15 protein-coding genes are annotated in these 16,657 nt (G+C 65.6%); 9 read left to right on the forward strand and 6 right to left on the reverse strand.

All coding sequences use genetic code 11. The features are described 5' to 3' along the window. Window positions 1–59: 59 nt before the first annotated feature. From groL to BG90_RS30155, 6 genes are all read right to left on the reverse strand, one after another. Window positions 60–1,700: a chaperonin GroEL gene (groL, locus tag BG90_RS30130; RefSeq protein WP_010108100.1), complete on the reverse strand. Its 1,641-nt coding sequence runs from the start codon at window positions 1,698–1,700 to the stop codon at window positions 60–62. Window positions 1,701–1,713: 13 nt separating this feature from the next. Beyond that, window positions 1,714–2,004: a co-chaperone GroES gene (gene groES / locus BG90_RS30135; RefSeq protein ID WP_010108098.1), complete on the reverse strand. Its 291-nt coding sequence runs from the start codon at window positions 2,002–2,004 to the stop codon at window positions 1,714–1,716. A 109-nt stretch (window positions 2,005–2,113) separates the two neighbouring features. Further along, entirely contained in the window at window positions 2,114–2,575 is a 462-nt protein-coding gene (locus BG90_RS30140) for a hypothetical protein (RefSeq protein ID WP_010122442.1), read from the reverse strand. A 99-nt stretch (window positions 2,576–2,674) separates the two neighbouring features. Beyond that, a complete protein-coding gene (speB, locus tag BG90_RS30145; RefSeq protein ID WP_010122444.1) occupies window positions 2,675–3,637 on the reverse strand; it encodes an agmatinase in 963 nt (320 codons plus the stop codon). Window positions 3,638–3,767: 130 nt separating this feature from the next. Continuing rightward, the gene (locus BG90_RS30150) at window positions 3,768–5,258 is read right to left on the reverse strand and encodes an aldehyde dehydrogenase (protein ID WP_045568515.1); all 1,491 of its coding nucleotides are present in this window, start codon (window positions 5,256–5,258) and stop codon (window positions 3,768–3,770) included. Between the two features lie 98 nt (window positions 5,259–5,356). Further along, on the reverse strand, window positions 5,357–5,908 hold the full coding sequence (locus tag BG90_RS30155) for a cupin domain-containing protein (RefSeq protein WP_010108093.1): 552 nt from the start codon (window positions 5,906–5,908) through the stop codon (window positions 5,357–5,359). A 430-nt stretch (window positions 5,909–6,338) separates the two neighbouring features. On the opposite strand from BG90_RS30155, the gene BG90_RS37660 reads away from it, so the two are divergent. The 9 genes from BG90_RS37660 to BG90_RS30195 all read left to right on the forward strand — a co-directional run bounded on the left by BG90_RS37660 (window position 6,339) and on the right by BG90_RS30195 (window position 16,560). Next, on the forward strand, window positions 6,339–6,542 hold the full coding sequence (locus BG90_RS37660; protein ID WP_071811507.1) for a hypothetical protein: 204 nt from the start codon (window positions 6,339–6,341) through the stop codon (window positions 6,540–6,542). A 305-nt stretch (window positions 6,543–6,847) separates the two neighbouring features. Further along, on the forward strand, window positions 6,848–7,648 hold the full coding sequence (locus BG90_RS30160; protein ID WP_050814387.1) for a gamma-glutamyl-gamma-aminobutyrate hydrolase family protein: 801 nt from the start codon (window positions 6,848–6,850) through the stop codon (window positions 7,646–7,648). A 26-nt stretch (window positions 7,649–7,674) separates the two neighbouring features. After that, window positions 7,675–9,009: a glutamine synthetase family protein gene (locus tag BG90_RS30165; protein WP_045568516.1), complete on the forward strand. Its 1,335-nt coding sequence runs from the start codon at window positions 7,675–7,677 to the stop codon at window positions 9,007–9,009. A gap of 35 nt (window positions 9,010–9,044) precedes the next feature. Further along, on the forward strand, window positions 9,045–10,481 hold the full coding sequence (locus BG90_RS30170) for an aspartate aminotransferase family protein (RefSeq protein WP_045568517.1): 1,437 nt from the start codon (window positions 9,045–9,047) through the stop codon (window positions 10,479–10,481). A gap of 67 nt (window positions 10,482–10,548) precedes the next feature. Further along, a complete protein-coding gene (locus BG90_RS30175; RefSeq protein WP_025990576.1) occupies window positions 10,549–11,670 on the forward strand; it encodes a polyamine ABC transporter substrate-binding protein in 1,122 nt (373 codons plus the stop codon). Between the two features lie 189 nt (window positions 11,671–11,859). After that, window positions 11,860–13,014, forward strand: coding sequence for an ABC transporter ATP-binding protein (locus BG90_RS30180; RefSeq protein WP_010122658.1), 1,155 nt, complete (start codon window positions 11,860–11,862; stop codon window positions 13,012–13,014). Beyond that, a complete protein-coding gene (locus BG90_RS30185) occupies window positions 13,011–13,991 on the forward strand; it encodes an ABC transporter permease subunit (protein WP_025990575.1) in 981 nt (326 codons plus the stop codon). Before BG90_RS30180 ends, BG90_RS30185 begins: the two co-directional genes overlap by 4 nt. Further along, entirely contained in the window at window positions 13,988–14,917 is a 930-nt protein-coding gene (locus BG90_RS30190; protein WP_010122653.1) for an ABC transporter permease subunit, read from the forward strand. The genes BG90_RS30185 and BG90_RS30190 overlap by 4 nt, the downstream gene beginning before the upstream one ends. 65 nt (window positions 14,918–14,982) lie before the next feature. Then, window positions 14,983–16,560: a DUF3138 family protein gene (locus tag BG90_RS30195; protein WP_025990574.1), complete on the forward strand. Its 1,578-nt coding sequence runs from the start codon at window positions 14,983–14,985 to the stop codon at window positions 16,558–16,560. The last annotated feature ends 97 nt before the right edge of the window (window positions 16,561–16,657 follow it).

Below are 16,657 nucleotides of genomic sequence, written 5' to 3' on the forward strand. Positions count from 1 at the left end.
GCATGCCGTGCGTGCGCACCGCCCGTCGAGCGGCGCGCATCCGCCGCGGCGCTACGCGCTCAGAAGTCGAAGCCCGGACCGCCCGCGCCAGGCACGCCCGCCGGCGCGGGCGACGGCGCATCCTTCGGCGCTTCGTGCACGGTCGCGTCGGTCGTCAGCAGCAGCCCCGCGACCGACGCCGCATTTTGCAGCGCGGTGCGCGTGACCTTCGTCGGATCGAGCACGCCCGACTCGACGAGGTCGCCGTATTCGCCCGTCGCCGCGTTGTAGCCGTAGTTGCCCTTGCCGGCCGCCACCGTCGCGACGACGACGCTCGCCTCTTCGCCCGCGTTCGCGACGATCTGGCGCAGCGGCTCTTCGAGCGCGCGCAGCACGATGTTGATGCCGGCCTTCTGATCGGCGTTGATGCCCGTCAGGTCCGCGATCGCCTGCTTCACGCGAATCAGCGCGACGCCGCCGCCCGGCACGATGCCTTCCTCGACGGCCGCGCGCGTCGCGTGCAGCGCATCGTCGACGCGATCCTTCTTTTCCTTCACTTCGACTTCGGTCGCGCCGCCGACCTTGATCACCGCGACGCCGCCCGCGAGCTTCGCGACGCGCTCCTGCAGCTTCTCGCGATCGTAGTCGGACGTCGCGTCGGCGATCTGCGCGCGGATCTGCTTCACGCGCGCCTCGATGCTCGGCTTGTCGCCCGCGCCGTCGATGAGCGTCGTGCTCTCCTTGCCGACTTCGATGCGCTTCGCGCGCCCAAGCTCGGCGAGCGTCGCCTTCTCGAGCGTGAGGCCGGTTTCCTCGGCGATCACCTGGCCGCCCGCCAGGATCGCGATGTCCTCCAGCAGCGCCTTGCGGCGGTCGCCGAAGCCGGGCGCCTTGACCGCGACGGTCTTCAGGATGCCTCGAATGTTGTTGACGACGAGCGTCGCCAGCGCTTCGCCCTCGACGTCCTCGGCGACGATGAGGAGCGGCCGTCCCGCTTTCGCGACCTGCTCGAGCACCGGCAGCAGATCGCGGATGTTCGAGATCTTCTTGTCGTGCAGCAGGATGAACGGGTCGTCGAGCACCGCGAGCTGTCGGTCGGGATTGTTGATGAAGTACGGCGACAGATAGCCGCGATCGAACTGCAGCCCTTCGACGACATCGAGCTCGTCGGCGAGCGACTTGCCGTCCTCGACGGTGATCACGCCTTCCTTGCCGACGCGGTCGATCGCCTCGGCGATCCGCTGGCCGATCGATTCCTCGCCGTTCGCCGAGATCGTCGCGACCTGCGCGATCTCCTTGCTCGTCGTGGTCGGCTTGCTGATCTTCTTCAGCGCTTCGACCGCGGCCAGCACGGCCTTGTCGATGCCGCGCTTCAGATCGAGCGGATTCAGGCCCGCGGCGACGTACTTCTGCCCTTCGCGAACGATCGCCTGCGCGAGCACGGTCGCGGTCGTCGTGCCGTCGCCCGCCGCGTCGCTCGTCTTCGACGCGACTTCCTTCACGAGCTGCGCGCCGATGTTCTGCACCTTGTCCGCAAGCTCGATCTCCTTCGCGACCGACACGCCGTCCTTCGTGACGACGGGCGCGCCGAAGCTGCGCTCGAGCACGACATTGCGGCCTTTCGGGCCGAGCGTGACCTTCACCGCGTTCGCGAGCAGATTGACGCCTTCGACGAGCTTCGTGCGCGCGCCGTCGTGAAAAATGATTTCTTTCGCTGCCATGACTCGACGCTCCTCAGGAATGAACGACTGCGACGATGTCTTCTTCGCGCAGCACCAGCAATTCGTTGCCGTCGACCTTCACGGACTGCCCGGCGTACTTGCCGAACAGCACGCGCTCGCCGACCTTCACGTCGGGTTCGACACGCTTGCCGTCGGCGTCGCGCCGGCCGGGACCGACCGCGACGATCTCGCCCTGATCGGGCTTTTCCGCCGCGCTGTCCGGGATGACGATACCCGACGCGGTCTTGGTTTCCTGGTCGAGTCGCTTGACGACGACGCGATCGTGCAGCGGACGTAGGCTCATTCTCAGGTTTCCTTATCGAAGTCGTTGGCACTTGGGTTCGATGAGTGCCAATCCGGTGTCGAGTATAGAAACGCGCGGTCGATCGCTCCAATAACGGATTCGCACAAACTTATCGGCGAATCGCATTAGGGATCGGCGGTCGGCCTGGCGGCCGGCCGCGCTCGAAGAACGCGCCGAGGAACGCCGCCGCTTCGTCCGAGATGCCGATGATCTTGTTCGTCGCCTGCCGATAGAACTTGAAATTGAGCTCGGTCCCGGGTTGGCCGTCGCTCCAGTCGGTGAAGCGCCTGAGCTCGCTTCGCCCCAGCGGCCGCTTCGCCAGCGCGGTGCGCTTGATGGCGAGGCTCACGCGCGGCGTTTGCCGGTCGATGCCGGGCGTCTTCGCGACGGCTTCGGCGAAAGTCACGACGCCGCGCGCGATGAGGCCTTGCCCACCCTCGTTCTCGCTCGCGAATACGAAAATCGTGTCGCCCCCGGCGATATGCTTGCCGCCGTACATCGTCTTTTGCGCAGTGAACGCGAACGTCTTCGCCTGCGGATCGCTCACTTCGGCTTTGATCGCGAATGCCATGCCTCGCCTCCGCCCGCAGAAAATTATGTTGTCGTTCCGGCCGGCCATCTGCGCGCCGTCGCTCCCGCAATGGGAGCGAGGGCCGTTCAACACTGCCGGTTAGCGCGCGCCGACCTTGCGCTGCCGCCACAGGCACAGCAGATCGCACGCGATGTGCGCGGCCGCGATCGCGGTGATCTCGCTCTGGTCGTACGCGGGCGCGACTTCGACGACGTCCGCGCCGATCAGGTTCACGCCGCCCAGGCCGCGCACGATCGCGAGCGCCTGCGCGGACGACAGCCCGCCCGCGACCGGCGTGCCCGTGCCCGGCGCGAACGCGGGATCGAGGCAGTCGATGTCGAACGTCAGATAGGCGGGCCGATCGCCGACGATCGAGCGGATGCGTTCGAGCGCCGCGCGCGGACCGTGCTCGTGCACCCACGCGGCGTCGAGCACGTCGATGCCGAGATAGTCGTCGTTCCACGTGCGGATGCCGATCTGCACCGACGTCTTCGGATCGATCAGCCCTTCGTCGACCGCCTTGTAGAACATCGTGCCGTGATTGAGGCTGTCCGGATCGTCGTCGGCCCACGTGTCGCAGTGCGCGTCGAAATGGATCAGCGACAGCGGCTTGCCGTATTGCTCCGCGTGCGCAATCAGCAGCGGATACGTGATGTAGTGATCGCCGCCGAACGTCAGCATCTTCGCGTTCGAACGCAGGATCGTCCGCGCGTGCTCGACGATCGCGGGCTTGATCGTCAGCGGATTGTGCGCGTCGAACCAGCAGTCGCCGTAGTCGATCACCGCGAGATCGTCGAACGGATCGAAGCCCCACGGATATGGATGGAGCTCCGCGAGCTGCACGCTCGCCGCGCGCACCGCGGACGGGCCGAGGCGCGCGCCGGACCGAAACGTCGTCGCGAGATCGAGCGGCACGCCGGACACGGCGACGTCGACGCCGTCGAGATCGCGGCTGTAGTTGCGTCGCATGAACGACAGCACGCCCGCGTAGGTGTTTTCGATCGAGGAGCCGTAGAGAGATGGACGGCGGATCGCGCCGTCGCCATAGAGCGTTTCATTCATCGAATGACCCGATGGAGGGACCGGCCCGTTCGCGGCGCTGCAAGAGAAAAGGCGAACGGGCCGGCGGTCGGATTCATTGGGAACGCGGCGGCGCGATGCGTTCGCGCCGCCGCGCTGGCTTGCGAATCCTTTAGCGCAGCCGCACGAGCGTCGACTTCAGCTCGGTGTACTTCTCCAGTGCGTGCAACGACTTGTCGCGGCCGTTGCCCGATTGCTTGTAGCCGCCGAACGGGAAGTTCATGTCGCCCCCTTCGTCGTAGCAGTTGACCCATACCGTGCCCGCGCGCAGCCGACGCGCGACTTCGTGCGCGGTCGTCAGGCTCGCGGTCCACACCGCGGCGCCGAGCCCGTAATCGCTGTCGTTCGCGATCCTCACCGCTTCGTCGACCGAATCGAACGTGATCACCGACAGCACCGGGCCGAAGATCTCCTCGCGCGCGATCGTCGCGTCGGGCGCCGTATCGAACACGGTCGGCTCGATGTAGAAGCCGCCGCTCTTCTCGTTCACCCGCGCGCCGCCGAGCAGCAGCTTCGCTTCGCCGCGGCCCGACTCGATGTAGCCGAGCACGCGCTCGAGCTGAACCTCGTCGACGATCGCGCCCATCGACACGTTCGGATCGAGCGGATTGCCGGGCGTATACGCGCGCGCCGCGGCGACGAGCTTCTCGAGGAACGCATCCTTGATGTCGCGATGCACGAGCAGGCGCGAGCCCGCCGTGCACATCTCGCCCATGTTGTAGAAAATCGCGCCCGCCGCCGCTTTCGCCGCGCGATCGAGATCCGGGCAATCGGGCAGCACGATGTTCGGCGACTTGCCGCCGAGCTCGAGCCACACGCGCTTCAGGTTCGATTGCCCCGCGTACTGCATGATCAGCTTGCCGACCCCGGTCGAGCCGGTGAATGCGAGACAGTCGACGTCGCGATGCAGCGCGAGCAGCTTGCCCGGCTCGCCGCCGCCCGGCACGACATTGAACACGCCGGCCGGAATGCCCGCCTCGTGCGCGAGCTGCGCGACCTTGATCGCGGTGAGCGGCGATTTCTCCGAAGGCTTCAGCACGACGCTGTTGCCCGCGGCGAGCGCCGGCCCGAACTTCCACGACGCCATCAGGATCGGGAAATTCCACGGCACGACCGCGGCGACGACGCCGAGCGGCTCGCGCGTGACGAGGCCGACGAGATGATGATCGGCGGGCACCACTTCGCCGCCGACCTTGTCGATCGCTTCCGCGAACCACTCGACGCAATACGCGGCGCCCGGCACGTCGACCGTCGTCGTGTCGCCGATCGGCTTGCCCGCGTCGAGCGTCTCGAGCAGCGACAGCTCGTCGAGATGCTCGCGCATCAGCGCCGCCCAGCGCAACAGGATCGCCTTGCGCTTGCGCGGGTTCAGGCCCGCCCACACCTGCGCGTCGAACGCGCGCCGCGCGGCGGCCACCGCCGCGTCGACGTCGGCCGCGCCGCAATCGGCGACCTTCACGAGCACGCGGCCGTCGATCGGGCTCACGCAATCGAACGTCTTGCCGCCGTGCGCGTCGCGATACGCGCCGTCGATGAATGCGCGCCCTTCGATCGCGAGCGTCGCAGCCTTGTCCTGCCAGTAAGCCAAAGTCGTCTTGTCCATCGGAATTCCCTCGTAGGGTTTGATTCGCCATGCGTAACGATGTGCGTGACGCCGCGCGCTTGCGGCGCGCGGCGCCGGCGAATCGCGTTGGCGCGTCGTCAGAAGGTGGGCGGCGAATTCGCCGACACGACCTCGCAGACGTGTTCCGCGCTGGGATTGCGAAAACGGTGCGGCAAGCGGCTCTCGAAGTAGTAGCTGTCTCCGGGATCGAGCAGCCACGTCGTGCCGTCGACGGTCAGCTCGATCTGCCCGGACACGACGACGCCGCCCTCGTGTCCCGCATGCGCGAGCATTTCCGTGCCGGTATCCGCGAGCGGCTGATAGACCTCGCGCATGATGCACATGTTGCGGTCCTTGACGCCGGAGCCCGCGAGATAGAAGCCGATCGCGTCGTTGCCGAGATTCGGCATCTCGCCGCGGCGCGAGACGACCGAACGGTCCTCGTCGACTTCGAACGTGAAGAACTCCGCGAGACTCATCGGAATGCATTCGAGCAATTTCTTCAGCGATCCTACCGATGGACTGACGCGGCTCTGCTCGATCAGCGAGATGGTGCCGTTCGTGACGCCCGCGCGCTTCGCGAGCTCGCGCTGCGACAGACCGTACTTCATCCGCACGTGACGCAGGCGGGTGGCGACTTCATTGGACATCGATAGGGATTCCGACACGATTGGGAGCGTCGACGACCGACGATTGCGTGGCTCGAGTGTCGAATATTCTAATCACTTTCAATCGATTTCTGTCCGGGAAAACCCTGCAAGGCGTTCGAAATAATGCACGCTGCAGCATGCAATCGCTTATGCAGGATTGATGCCCGCCACGAAAAGAACAGAGTGAACCGTATTTTTGAAAAATATTTGACGCCGTTTTTGGCTCGTATATGCTGATCCACAGGTCGGCGTCACATCATCGTCATGTTGCAGCGCGTTCCGACGGTGTCCGAAGTATGCACGACGCGTTGGCGATCTTGCCGCCGGACCGCCGCCCCGATTTATTAAACGCCGAATGCGTTCGATGAACCGGGGTGTTCAAAACTTTCAACGTCACCAGTCGAGTGTAATCGTGAGAGTCCGTGGCCCTCTGGTAAGGTGGGATCGAAGACATGCGGCGAGCATCCCGCATGACGTCGCCCTCTCCGACGGCAGCAGCGGCGCGCTTGTTCCTCGCCTGCTTCCTTCCGTCTTCACCATCCTGTCCCGTCGTTCCGTACGACGTCACAACGCCGTCTCCGCACGCGCCTATATCGCCGTGCACATCGACGAAGTCGCCTCGCTGCTGCCGTAGCGCCTCTCCTTCTGACGCAGTTCGCTTCGAGCGTATGCCCTGACGCCTGATCGGCGCAGCGGCGTGCCGCATCGTCGCGCGTGCGCTCGACCATCCCCGTTGCGCCGCGCGTTCGATTCGAGCGAGCGTCATCCCTATTTCGTTGCGCGCCGTGCGGCCGCCGGCTTGCTGTCGCCGCTCGTCCGTTGCGCCTCTATCTCAGCGGCTTCGCGCATGGCGTGAAGCCGACGGGCCCTGTCACGCCTGCCGTATTGCGATTTTCGATGCGCGACTCGCAATCCCGGCATTCATAAAACGTGAATTTCATGCAAAGCAAACCATTGGTCGGAATCACCGCAGATACAACGATGATGGGCGCGCATCCATCACACGTCGCCGGCGACAAATACGTCTCCGCAATCGTCGACGGCGCAAACGCGCTCGCGATGCTCGTGCCTGCGCTCGGCGCGCGGCAAGCGACGCGGGACGTGCTCGCCGCCGTCGACGGACTGCTGTTTACCGGCAGCTATTCGAACGTCGAGCCGCATCACTACGGCGGCGTGCCGAGCGCACCCGGCACGCCGCACGACCCGGCGCGCGACGCGACGACGCTGCCGCTGCTGCGCGCGGCGATCGACGCCGGCGTGCCGGTGCTCGCGATCTGCCGCGGCTTCCAGGAGATGAACGTCGCGTTCGGCGGCACGCTGCATCAGCAAGTGCACGCGGTCGAAAGCTTCGACGATCACCGTGAAGACAAGCGCGACGCGCTCGACGCGCAGTACGCGCCGGCGCACGCGATCCGGCTCGCGCCCGGCGGGCTGCTGCAGCGCCTGCTCGGCGGCGCGGCCGACACGCAAGTGAATTCGCTGCATGGCCAGGGCATCGAGCAATTGGGCGCGGGCCTTGCAGTCGAAGCGGTCGCGCCCGACGGCCTCGTCGAAGCCGTCGGCGTGCCGGGCGCACGCGCATTCGCGCTCGGCGTGCAATGGCATCCGGAGTGGAAGCACGCGGACGATCCGCTGTCCACCGCGATCTTCCGCGCGTTCGGCGACGCATGCCGCGACCGGATGCGCGCCCGAATGCGGAACGGCGCCGACCTGCTGCCGGCGCGCGCGGTCCACGCGTGAACCGACCCACTACAACGAGAACGATCATGCAAGACATCGACGAATTCCTGAAGAAACATCGGATCACCGAAGTGGAAGCGATCATCCCCGACATGGCGGGCATCGCGCGCGGCAAGATCATTCCGCGCAGCAAGTTCGAAACCGGCGAATCGATGCGCCTGCCGCAGGCCGTGATGATCCAGACCGTCACCGGCGACTATCCGGAAGACGGCACGCTGACGGGCGTGACCGATCCCGACATGGTGTGCCTGCCCGACGCGTCGACGATTCGCCTGATTCCGTGGGCAACCGATCCGACCGCGCAAGTGATCCACGATTGCGTGCACTTCGACGGCACGCCTGTCGAGATCTCGCCGCGCCGCGTGCTGCGCCGCGTGCTCGAGCTTTACAAGGCGAAAGGCTGGAAGCCCGTGATCGCGCCGGAGCTCGAGTTCTATCTGGTCGACATGAACAAGGATCCGGATCTCCCGCTCGCGCCGCCGATCGGCCGCACCGGGCGGCCGGAAACGGGACGCCAGTCGTATTCGATCGAAGCGGTCAACGAGTTCGATCCGTTGTTCGAAGATATCTACGAGTACTGCGAAGTGCAGGATCTCGAAGTCGACACGCTGATTCACGAAGTCGGCGCCGCGCAGATGGAGATCAACTTCCTGCACGGCGATCCGCTGAATCTCGCCGACCGCGTGTTCCTGTTCAAGCGCACCGTGCGCGAAGCGGCGCTGCGGCATCACATGTACGCGACGTTCATGGCGAAGCCGATGGAGAACGAGCCCGGCTCGGCGATGCACGTGCATCAGAGCATCGTCGACGAAGAGACCGGACGGAATCTCTTCACCGCCGCCGACGGCAGCCCGACCGACAAGTTCTACGGGTACATCGCCGGGCTGCAGAAATACACGCCCGCGCTGATGCCGATCTTCGCGCCGTACATCAACTCGTATCGCCGGCTGTCGCGCTTCATGGCTGCGCCGATCAACGTGCAGTGGGGCTACGACAACCGCACGGTCGGCTTCCGGATCCCGCATTCGTCGTCGGTGTCGCGCCGCGTCGAGAACCGGATTCCGGGCGTCGACTGCAATCCGTATCTCGCGATCGCGGGCACGCTCGCGGCCGGCTACCTCGGCATGACGCAGCGCCTCGCGCCCACCGAGCCGCTCGTCAGCGACGGCTACAGCCTGCCGTACCAGCTGCCGCGCAATCTCGAAGAAGGGCTGACGCTGATGTCCGCGTGCGAGCCGCTCGCCGGAATCCTCGGCGAGAAGTTCGTGAAGGCCTATCTCGCGCTGAAGGAAACGGAGTACGAAGCATTTTTCCGCGTGATCAGCTCGTGGGAACGCAAGCATCTGCTGCTGCACGTCTGAACACGCTCGCAGCCGCATCTATACAGGAGGCAACGATGAGCTACCGACTGAACGAATCGGCATGGGTCCAGCCCGCCGCACCCGCGGCCGGCGCGCATGCCGAACAACGCCGCACGACCGCCGAATACCGCGCGCTCGACGCCGCGCATCACATCCATCCGTTTTCCGACATGGGCGCGCTCAATCGCGCGGGCAGCCGCGTGATCGTGAAGGCCGAGGGCGTCTATCTGTGGGATTCCGACGGCAACAAGATCATCGACGGGATGGCCGGGCTCTGGTGCGTGAACGTCGGCTACGGACGCGAAGAGCTGATCGAGGCGGGCAGCCGCCAGTTGCGCGAGCTGCCGTTCTACAACACGTTCTTCAAGACGACGCATCCGCCGATCATCGAGCTGTCGGCGCTGCTCGCCGACATCGCGCCGCCGTCGTTCAATCACTTCTTCTATTGCAACAGCGGGTCGGAAGGCAACGACACGGTGCTGCGCGTCGTCCATCAATACTGGCGCACGCGGAACCAGCCGCAGAAGAGGGTCGTGATCTCGCGCAGGAACGCCTACCACGGCTCGACGATCGCGGGCGCGACGCTCGGCGGCATGGGCTACATGCACGAGCAGATGCCGTCGAAGGTCGAGCATATCGTCCATATCGATCAGCCGTACTTCTTCGGCGAAGCGGGCGAAGGACAGACACCCGAAGAGTTCGGACTCGAACGCGCGCGGCAGCTCGAAGCGAAGATCGTCGAGCTCGGCGCGGAGAACGTCGCCGCGTTCATCGGCGAGCCGTTCCAGGGCGCGGGCGGCGTGATCTTTCCGCCGTCGACGTACTGGCCGGAGATCGAGCGGATCTGCCGCAAGTACGACGTGCTGCTCGTCGCCGACGAAGTGATCGGCGGGTTCGGGCGCACCGGCGAATGGTTCGCGCATCGGCACGTCGGCTTCGAGCCGGACCTGATGACGCTCGCGAAGGGGCTGACGAGCGGCTACGTGCCGATGGGCGCCGTCGCGCTGTCCGACCGGATCGCCGACGCGCTGATCGCGCACGGCGAGTTCAATCACGGGATGACGTATTCGGGGCATCCGGTCGCGGCGGCCGTCGCGGTCGCGAATCTGAAGGTGCTGCGCGACGCGAAGATCGTCGAGCGCGTGAAGACCGACACCGGCCCGTACTTCCAGCAGAGGCTGCGCGAGACCTTCGCGAATCATCCGATCGTCGGCGAGATCGCGGGCGCGGGGCTCGTCGCGGGCCTTCAGCTCGCGCGCGAGCCGGGCGCGCGCAAGCGCTTCGAGAACGGCGGCGAGGTCGGCACGATCTGCCGCGACTACTGCTTCAACGGCAACCTGGTCATGCGCGCGACGGGCGACCGGATGCTGCTGTCGCCGCCGCTCGTGATCTCGAAGCCGGAGATCGACGAGATCGTCGAGAAGGCGAAGCGGGCGATCGATGCGACCGCGCAGCAACTGGGTCTTTCCTAACGGCATTGCCAATCGGGCGGGCGGCGCTCGCGCGGCGCTCTCCCACCTTCATCATCAGGGGAACAACATGAGTGTGAGCCATCTTCGTCATGCGATCGCGCGTGCTGCGTTCGTCGCGCTCGCCGGCGCCTCGGCGCTGTCCGTTCCGGCCGCGCAGGCGGTCGGCGCCGAGTTGAACGTCTACAACTGGTCCGATTACATCGCGAAGGACACGATCCCGAACTTCGAGAAGCAAACGGGCATCCACGTCAAGTACGACAACTACGACAGCGACGACACGCTGCAGGCAAAGCTGCTCGCGGGCAGCTCCGGCTACGACATCGTCGTGCCGACCTCGAACTACATGGCCAAGCAGATTCAGGCGGGCGTCTATCAGAAGCTCGACAAGTCGAAGCTGCCGAATCTGTCGAATCTCGATCCGACGCTGATGAAGATGATCGCCGATGCGGATCCGGGCAACCAGTACGGCGTGCCGTGGGCGTTCGGCACCGACGGCATCGGCTACAACGTGCAGGCGGTGAAGAAGGCGCTCGGCGAGAACGCGCCCGTCGACAGCTGGGCGCTCGTGCTCGATCCGGCGAACCTGTCGAAGCTGAAGGGCTGCGGCGTGTCGTTCCTCGATCAGGCGGTCGACGTGTTCGCCGCGACGCTGCAATACATGGGCAAGAATCCGAACAGCACGAACCCGGCCGATTACCAGGCTGCCTTCGATGTGCTGAAGAAAGTCCGCCCGTACATCACGCAATTCAATTCGTCCGGCTACATCAACGATCTCGCGAACAACGACGTGTGCGTCGCGCTCGGCTGGTCGGGCGACGTCGGCATCGCGCACCGCCGCTCGGCCGAAGCGAAGCGCTCGTACGACATCAGGTTCTCGAATCCGAAGGAAGGCGGCCTGCTGTGGTTCGACGTGATGGTGATCCCGAAGGACGCGCCGCACGCGGAAGCCGCGCTGAAGTGGATCAACTACATCGAGGATCCGAAGGTCAACGCGGCCATCACGAACGAAGTGTTCTATCCGACCGCGAACCGCGCGGCGCGCCAGTTCGTCTTGCCGGCCGTCGCGCAGGATCCGACCGTCTATCCGCCCGAAGACGTGCTGAAGAAGATGACGCTGATGCGGCCGATGCCCGCGGACATCCTGCGTCTCGAAAACCGCCTGTGGGCGCAGTTGAAGACGGGGCACTGATCACGAGCGATAGCCGCGCGCAGCAGTCGATCGACCGCTGCCCGCCCGAAGCACGCAGTCCGACGTCAGCGCGTTCGACCTGAGACGCGCGACGCCTCGATTCCCGGTCGCAGTTCCTTCGCGATTCGCATCGTGCGCATCGCGTGGGAGCGCTCATGCCTGCGATCCCCAACGAAGGATGGCCACATCATGAAATCGACGCCTTCAATCGACACCGCGCAACTGGCGCGCCCCCCGGCCGGCTTGCCGGCACGAACGGACGAGTTCGTCCGCATCGAGAACGTCGTGAAGAAATTCGGCGACAGCACCGCCGTCGACAACGTCAATCTGTCGATCGCGAAAAACGAGCTGTTCGCGCTGCTCGGCAGCTCCGGCTGCGGCAAGTCCACGCTGCTGCGGATGCTCGCCGGACTCGAGACGGCCACGTCCGGCCGCATTTTCGTCGACGGCGAGGATCTCGCGGCGCTGCCGCCGTATCGCCGGCCCGTCAACATGATGTTTCAGTCGTACGCGCTGTTTCCGCACATGACGGTCGAGTCGAACGTCGCGTTCGGCCTGAAGCAGGAAGGCACGCCGAAGCACGAGATCCGCGAGCGCGTGGCCGATGCGCTGAACCTCGTGCAGATGAGCCGCTACGCGCAGCGCAAGCCGCATCAACTGTCGGGCGGCCAGCAGCAGCGCGTCGCGCTCGCGCGCTCGCTCGTCAAGCGGCCGAAGCTCCTGCTGCTCGACGAGCCGATGTCCGCGCTCGACAAGAAGATTCGCCAGAAGACGCAGCTCGAGCTCGTCAACATCATCGAGAAGGTCGACGTGACCTGCGTGATGGTCACGCACGACCAGGAGGAAGCGATGACGATGGCGAGCCGCCTCGCGGTGATGAGCGAAGGGCGGATCGTGCAGATCGGCACGCCGAGCGCGGTCTACGAATTTCCGAACAGCCGCTTCTCGGCCGAGTTCATCGGCTCGACGAATCTGTTCGAAGGCGTCGTCGTCGAGGACGAGCCCGATCACATCTTCGTCGAAAGCGAGGATCTGGAAGCGCGGATGTACGTGAGCCACGGCGTCACGGGGCCGCTCGGCATGCCGGTCGGCATCTCGGTGCGGCCGGAGCGCGTGCGCGTGTCGCGCGAGCGCCCCAGCACGCCGCACAACTGGGCGCGCGGCGTCGTCACCGACGTCGCCTACATGGGCAGCTACTCGCTGTACCACGTGCGCCTGCCGAGCGGCAAGACCGTCGTGTCGAATCTCTCGAGCTCGCACCTGATGCAGGAAGGTGCGCCCGCCTACAACGACGACGTGTTCGTCTCCTGGTCGCCCGCAAGCGGCGTGGTGCTGACGCAATGAGAACCTCTCCCTCTTCCTCGCTCGCGGCCGCTTCGTCCGCTGTCCGAAGCGCGTCGCCCGTGCGCGCGCGCGTCGCGCGCGTCGCGGCGCGCTTCATGCCGTCCGGCCGCGGCGTCGCGATCGGCGTGCCGTTCCTGTGGCTCATGCTGTTCTTCGCGCTGCCGTTCGTGCTCGTGCTGAAGATCAGCTTCGCCGACCAGGTGATGGGCATCCCGCCGTACACCGCGCTGACGAGCGTCAAGGACGGCGCGGTGCAGTTCGCGCTGCAGCTCGGCCATTACGCGTTCCTGCTGCAGGACAGCCTCTATGTCGCGACCTACGTCAGCTCGTTGAAGATGGCCGCGGTATCGACGCTGCTGTGCCTGTTGATCGGCTATCCGATGGCGTACTACATCGCGCGCTCGGCGCCCGCGACGCGCAACCTGCTGATGATGGGCGTGATGCTGCCGTTCTGGACGTCGTTCCTGATCCGCGTCTATGCGTGGATCGGCATCCTGAAGGACGACGGGCTCCTCAACCACGCGCTGATCGCGCTCGGCCTGATCCACTCTCCGCTGCGTCTCTACCACACCGATGCGGGCGTCTACATCGGGATGGTCTATTCGTATCTGCCGTTCATGGTGATGCCGCTCTACGCGCATCTCGTGAAGATGGACCTGACGCTGCTCGAGGCCGCGTACGACCTCGGCGCGAAGCCGTGGGTCGCGTTCACGCGGATCACGCTTCCGCTGTCGAAGAACGGAATCATCGCGGGCAGCCTGCTCGTGTTCATTCCGGCCGTCGGCGAATACGTGATTCCGGAGCTGCTCGGCGGCGCCGACACGCTGATGATCGGCCGCGTGATGTGGGACGAGTTCTTCAACAACATGGACTGGCCGATGGCCTCCGCGGTGACGGTCGCGATGGTGCTGCTGCTCCTCGTGCCGATGGCCGTGTTCCAGTACTACCAGGTAAAGGAGCTGGGGGACGCGAAATGATCAAGCCCAACAAGCCGCTTTCCGCCGGCGTGCTGACGCTCGGCTTCCTGTTTCTGTACATCCCGATCATCAGCCTCGTCGTCTATTCGTTCAACGAGTCGAAGCTCGTCACGGTCTGGTCCGGCTTCTCGCTGAAGTGGTACGCGGCGCTCCTGCAGGACGACGAACTGCTGACGAGCGCGTGGCTGTCGCTGAAGATCGGTTTGCTGACCGCGTTCGCGTCGGTGTTCATCGGCACGTGGGCGGGCTTCGTGCTCGCGCGCTTCGGCCGCTTCCGCGGCTTCACGCTGTACACCGGGATGATCAACGCGCCGCTCGTGATTCCCGAGGTGATCCAGGGGATCTCGCTGCTGCTGCTGTTCGTCGCGCTCGAGCAGATGGTCGGCTGGCCGAAAGGCCGCGGGATACTGACGATCTGGATCGGCCACGTGATGCTGTGCGTGTCGTACGTCGCGATCATCGTCCAGTCGCGCGTCAAGGAGTTGAACAAATCGCTCGAAGAAGCGGCGCTCGACCTCGGCGCGACGCCGCTCAAGGTGTTCTTCGTGATCACGCTGCCGCTGATCTCGCAGGCGCTGCTGTCCGGCTGGCTGCTGTCGTTCACGCTGTCGATCGACGATCTCGTGCTGTCCGCGTTCCTGTCCGGGCCCGGCTCGACGACGCTGCCGCTCGTCGTGTTCTCGCGCGTGCGCCTCGGCCTCAATCCCGAAATGAACGCGCTCGCGACGCTCTTCATCACCGCCGTCACGATCGGCGTGATCGTCGTCAACCAGATGATGCTGAGCCGCGAGCGTCGCCGCGAACGCGACATGCGCCAGGCGTTCGCGCCACCCGCGCCGTCCGACTCGTCCGAAACCGACGCATCCGGCGGCGCACCGCGCGCACCGCAGGCCGCGGCGACGAGAAAGTCGCTCGGCACGGCCTGACGACGCCTCTACCGCCCGAACGAGCACCCAAGTCCTTCGCAATACGAACAACCAGGAGAATCTGCATGAGAATGAAGTTAATCTGTCTGCTCGTGGCCGGGTCGCTGCCCGGCTTCGCCGGCGCCGCGTCGACAAGCGCGCAGATCAAGGCAATGCAGGCGCAGTTGAACGCGCTGCAGGCGCAGGTGAAGGAGCTTCGGTCCGCGCTTGCGTCGCAGCACGGCGCGGCGGGCAGCGCCGCCGCCGCGGGCAAAGGCGCGGCGGCCGTGACGGCGGCCGCGCCCGTCGACGAATCGTCGCCGGACTACGGCAAGGCGCCCGCCGTGCTGACGAACGACGACGTCACGCAAATGAAGCAGGAGATCGCGAACCAGCAGTTGAAGGTCGATTCGCTGACCGACGCGGCGAACACCGGGCCGATCGCGGGCCTCTCGGTGACGGGCTACATCGATCCGACCTACGTGTTCAACCGCGCGGCGGGCACGTCGTCGTTCCTGTTCGCGAATCACGAGAGCAACTACAACTACTTCAACAGCACGTTCGGCGATCTCTACCTCGACATCAAGAAGACGTTCGGCGTCGGCCCGATGGCGCCGTCGGCCGAGATCACGCTGATGCCGAACCGCGGCAACGGCATCACGCTGCTGCAGAACTCCCGCGGCAACATCGGCAACAACATCCTCAACACCGCGGTCGTCAACGTGCCGCTCAGCGCGACGACGACGCTCGTCGCCGGCCTCGTGCCGAGCTTCGGCGGCTACGAGGTGCAGCAGTCGAACCAGATGCTGACGCTCACGCACAACCTGCTGTACGACTTCTCCGATCCGGGCAGCTACATCGGCATCGGCGCGAACTACACGAAGGGCAACTGGGCGTGGAAGTTCCTGCTCGGCAACGAGCAATACCGGACGTACGGCTCGGTCACGCAGACGGGCACGAACGCGCTCGGCGATCCGATCACGACGAGCAACAAGGTGCCGACGTTTACCGCGCGCGTCGACTACACGTGGTCGAGCGCGCTCGATCTCGGCGGCTCGTTCAACATCGGGCGGCAGACGCTCGGCAGCGCGACGACGCAGTCGGGCGCGGTCGTCTACGGTCCGGGCGGCCAGTCGCCGAGCCCGTACGGCACGTTCTTCTTCGCCGAAGCGGACGCGACCTATACGCTCGCCGACGTTCAGTACAACGCGGAAATCGACTACGGCCAGCAGCAGCACGCGGCGTTCAACGGCGGCCGCGCGCAATGGTACGGGCTGTCGCTGCTCGCGCACCGCAAGTTCAACGTGCCGGTGCTCGGCCGGATGGGCGCGACGCTGCGCTACGACTTCCTCGCGAACAGCAAGAACGGCGGCGGCGGCGGCGGGGTCGCGCTCAACGGCAACGGGATGGATACCGCGGACGGCTTCGGCATCGATTCGGACTGCCTCGCGACGTCGAAGGCGAACGGCGGTCTCGGGTTCGAGTGCAAGGGCGCGAACCGTCAGGACGTCGCGCTCGATCTGCTGTTCTATCCGACGCAGCAGATCACCGTGAAGGTCGAATACCGGCACGACTGGGCGAACAACAAGGTGTTCCTGCGGAACGACGGCTCGTACAGCAAATCCAACGATCTGCTTGCGACGCAGTTCATCTACTCGTTCTGACGCCGACGGCGCATGGACGTGCGGCTGCTTGCCGCACGTCCCGTCCGCGCTGCAACCCGCTTTCCCGCATTGCGCATCGCGGCCGCACGGCATCGCG

The organism is Burkholderia oklahomensis C6786 (genome assembly GCF_000959365.1).
GTDB lineage: Bacteria > Pseudomonadota > Gammaproteobacteria > Burkholderiales > Burkholderiaceae > Burkholderia > Burkholderia oklahomensis.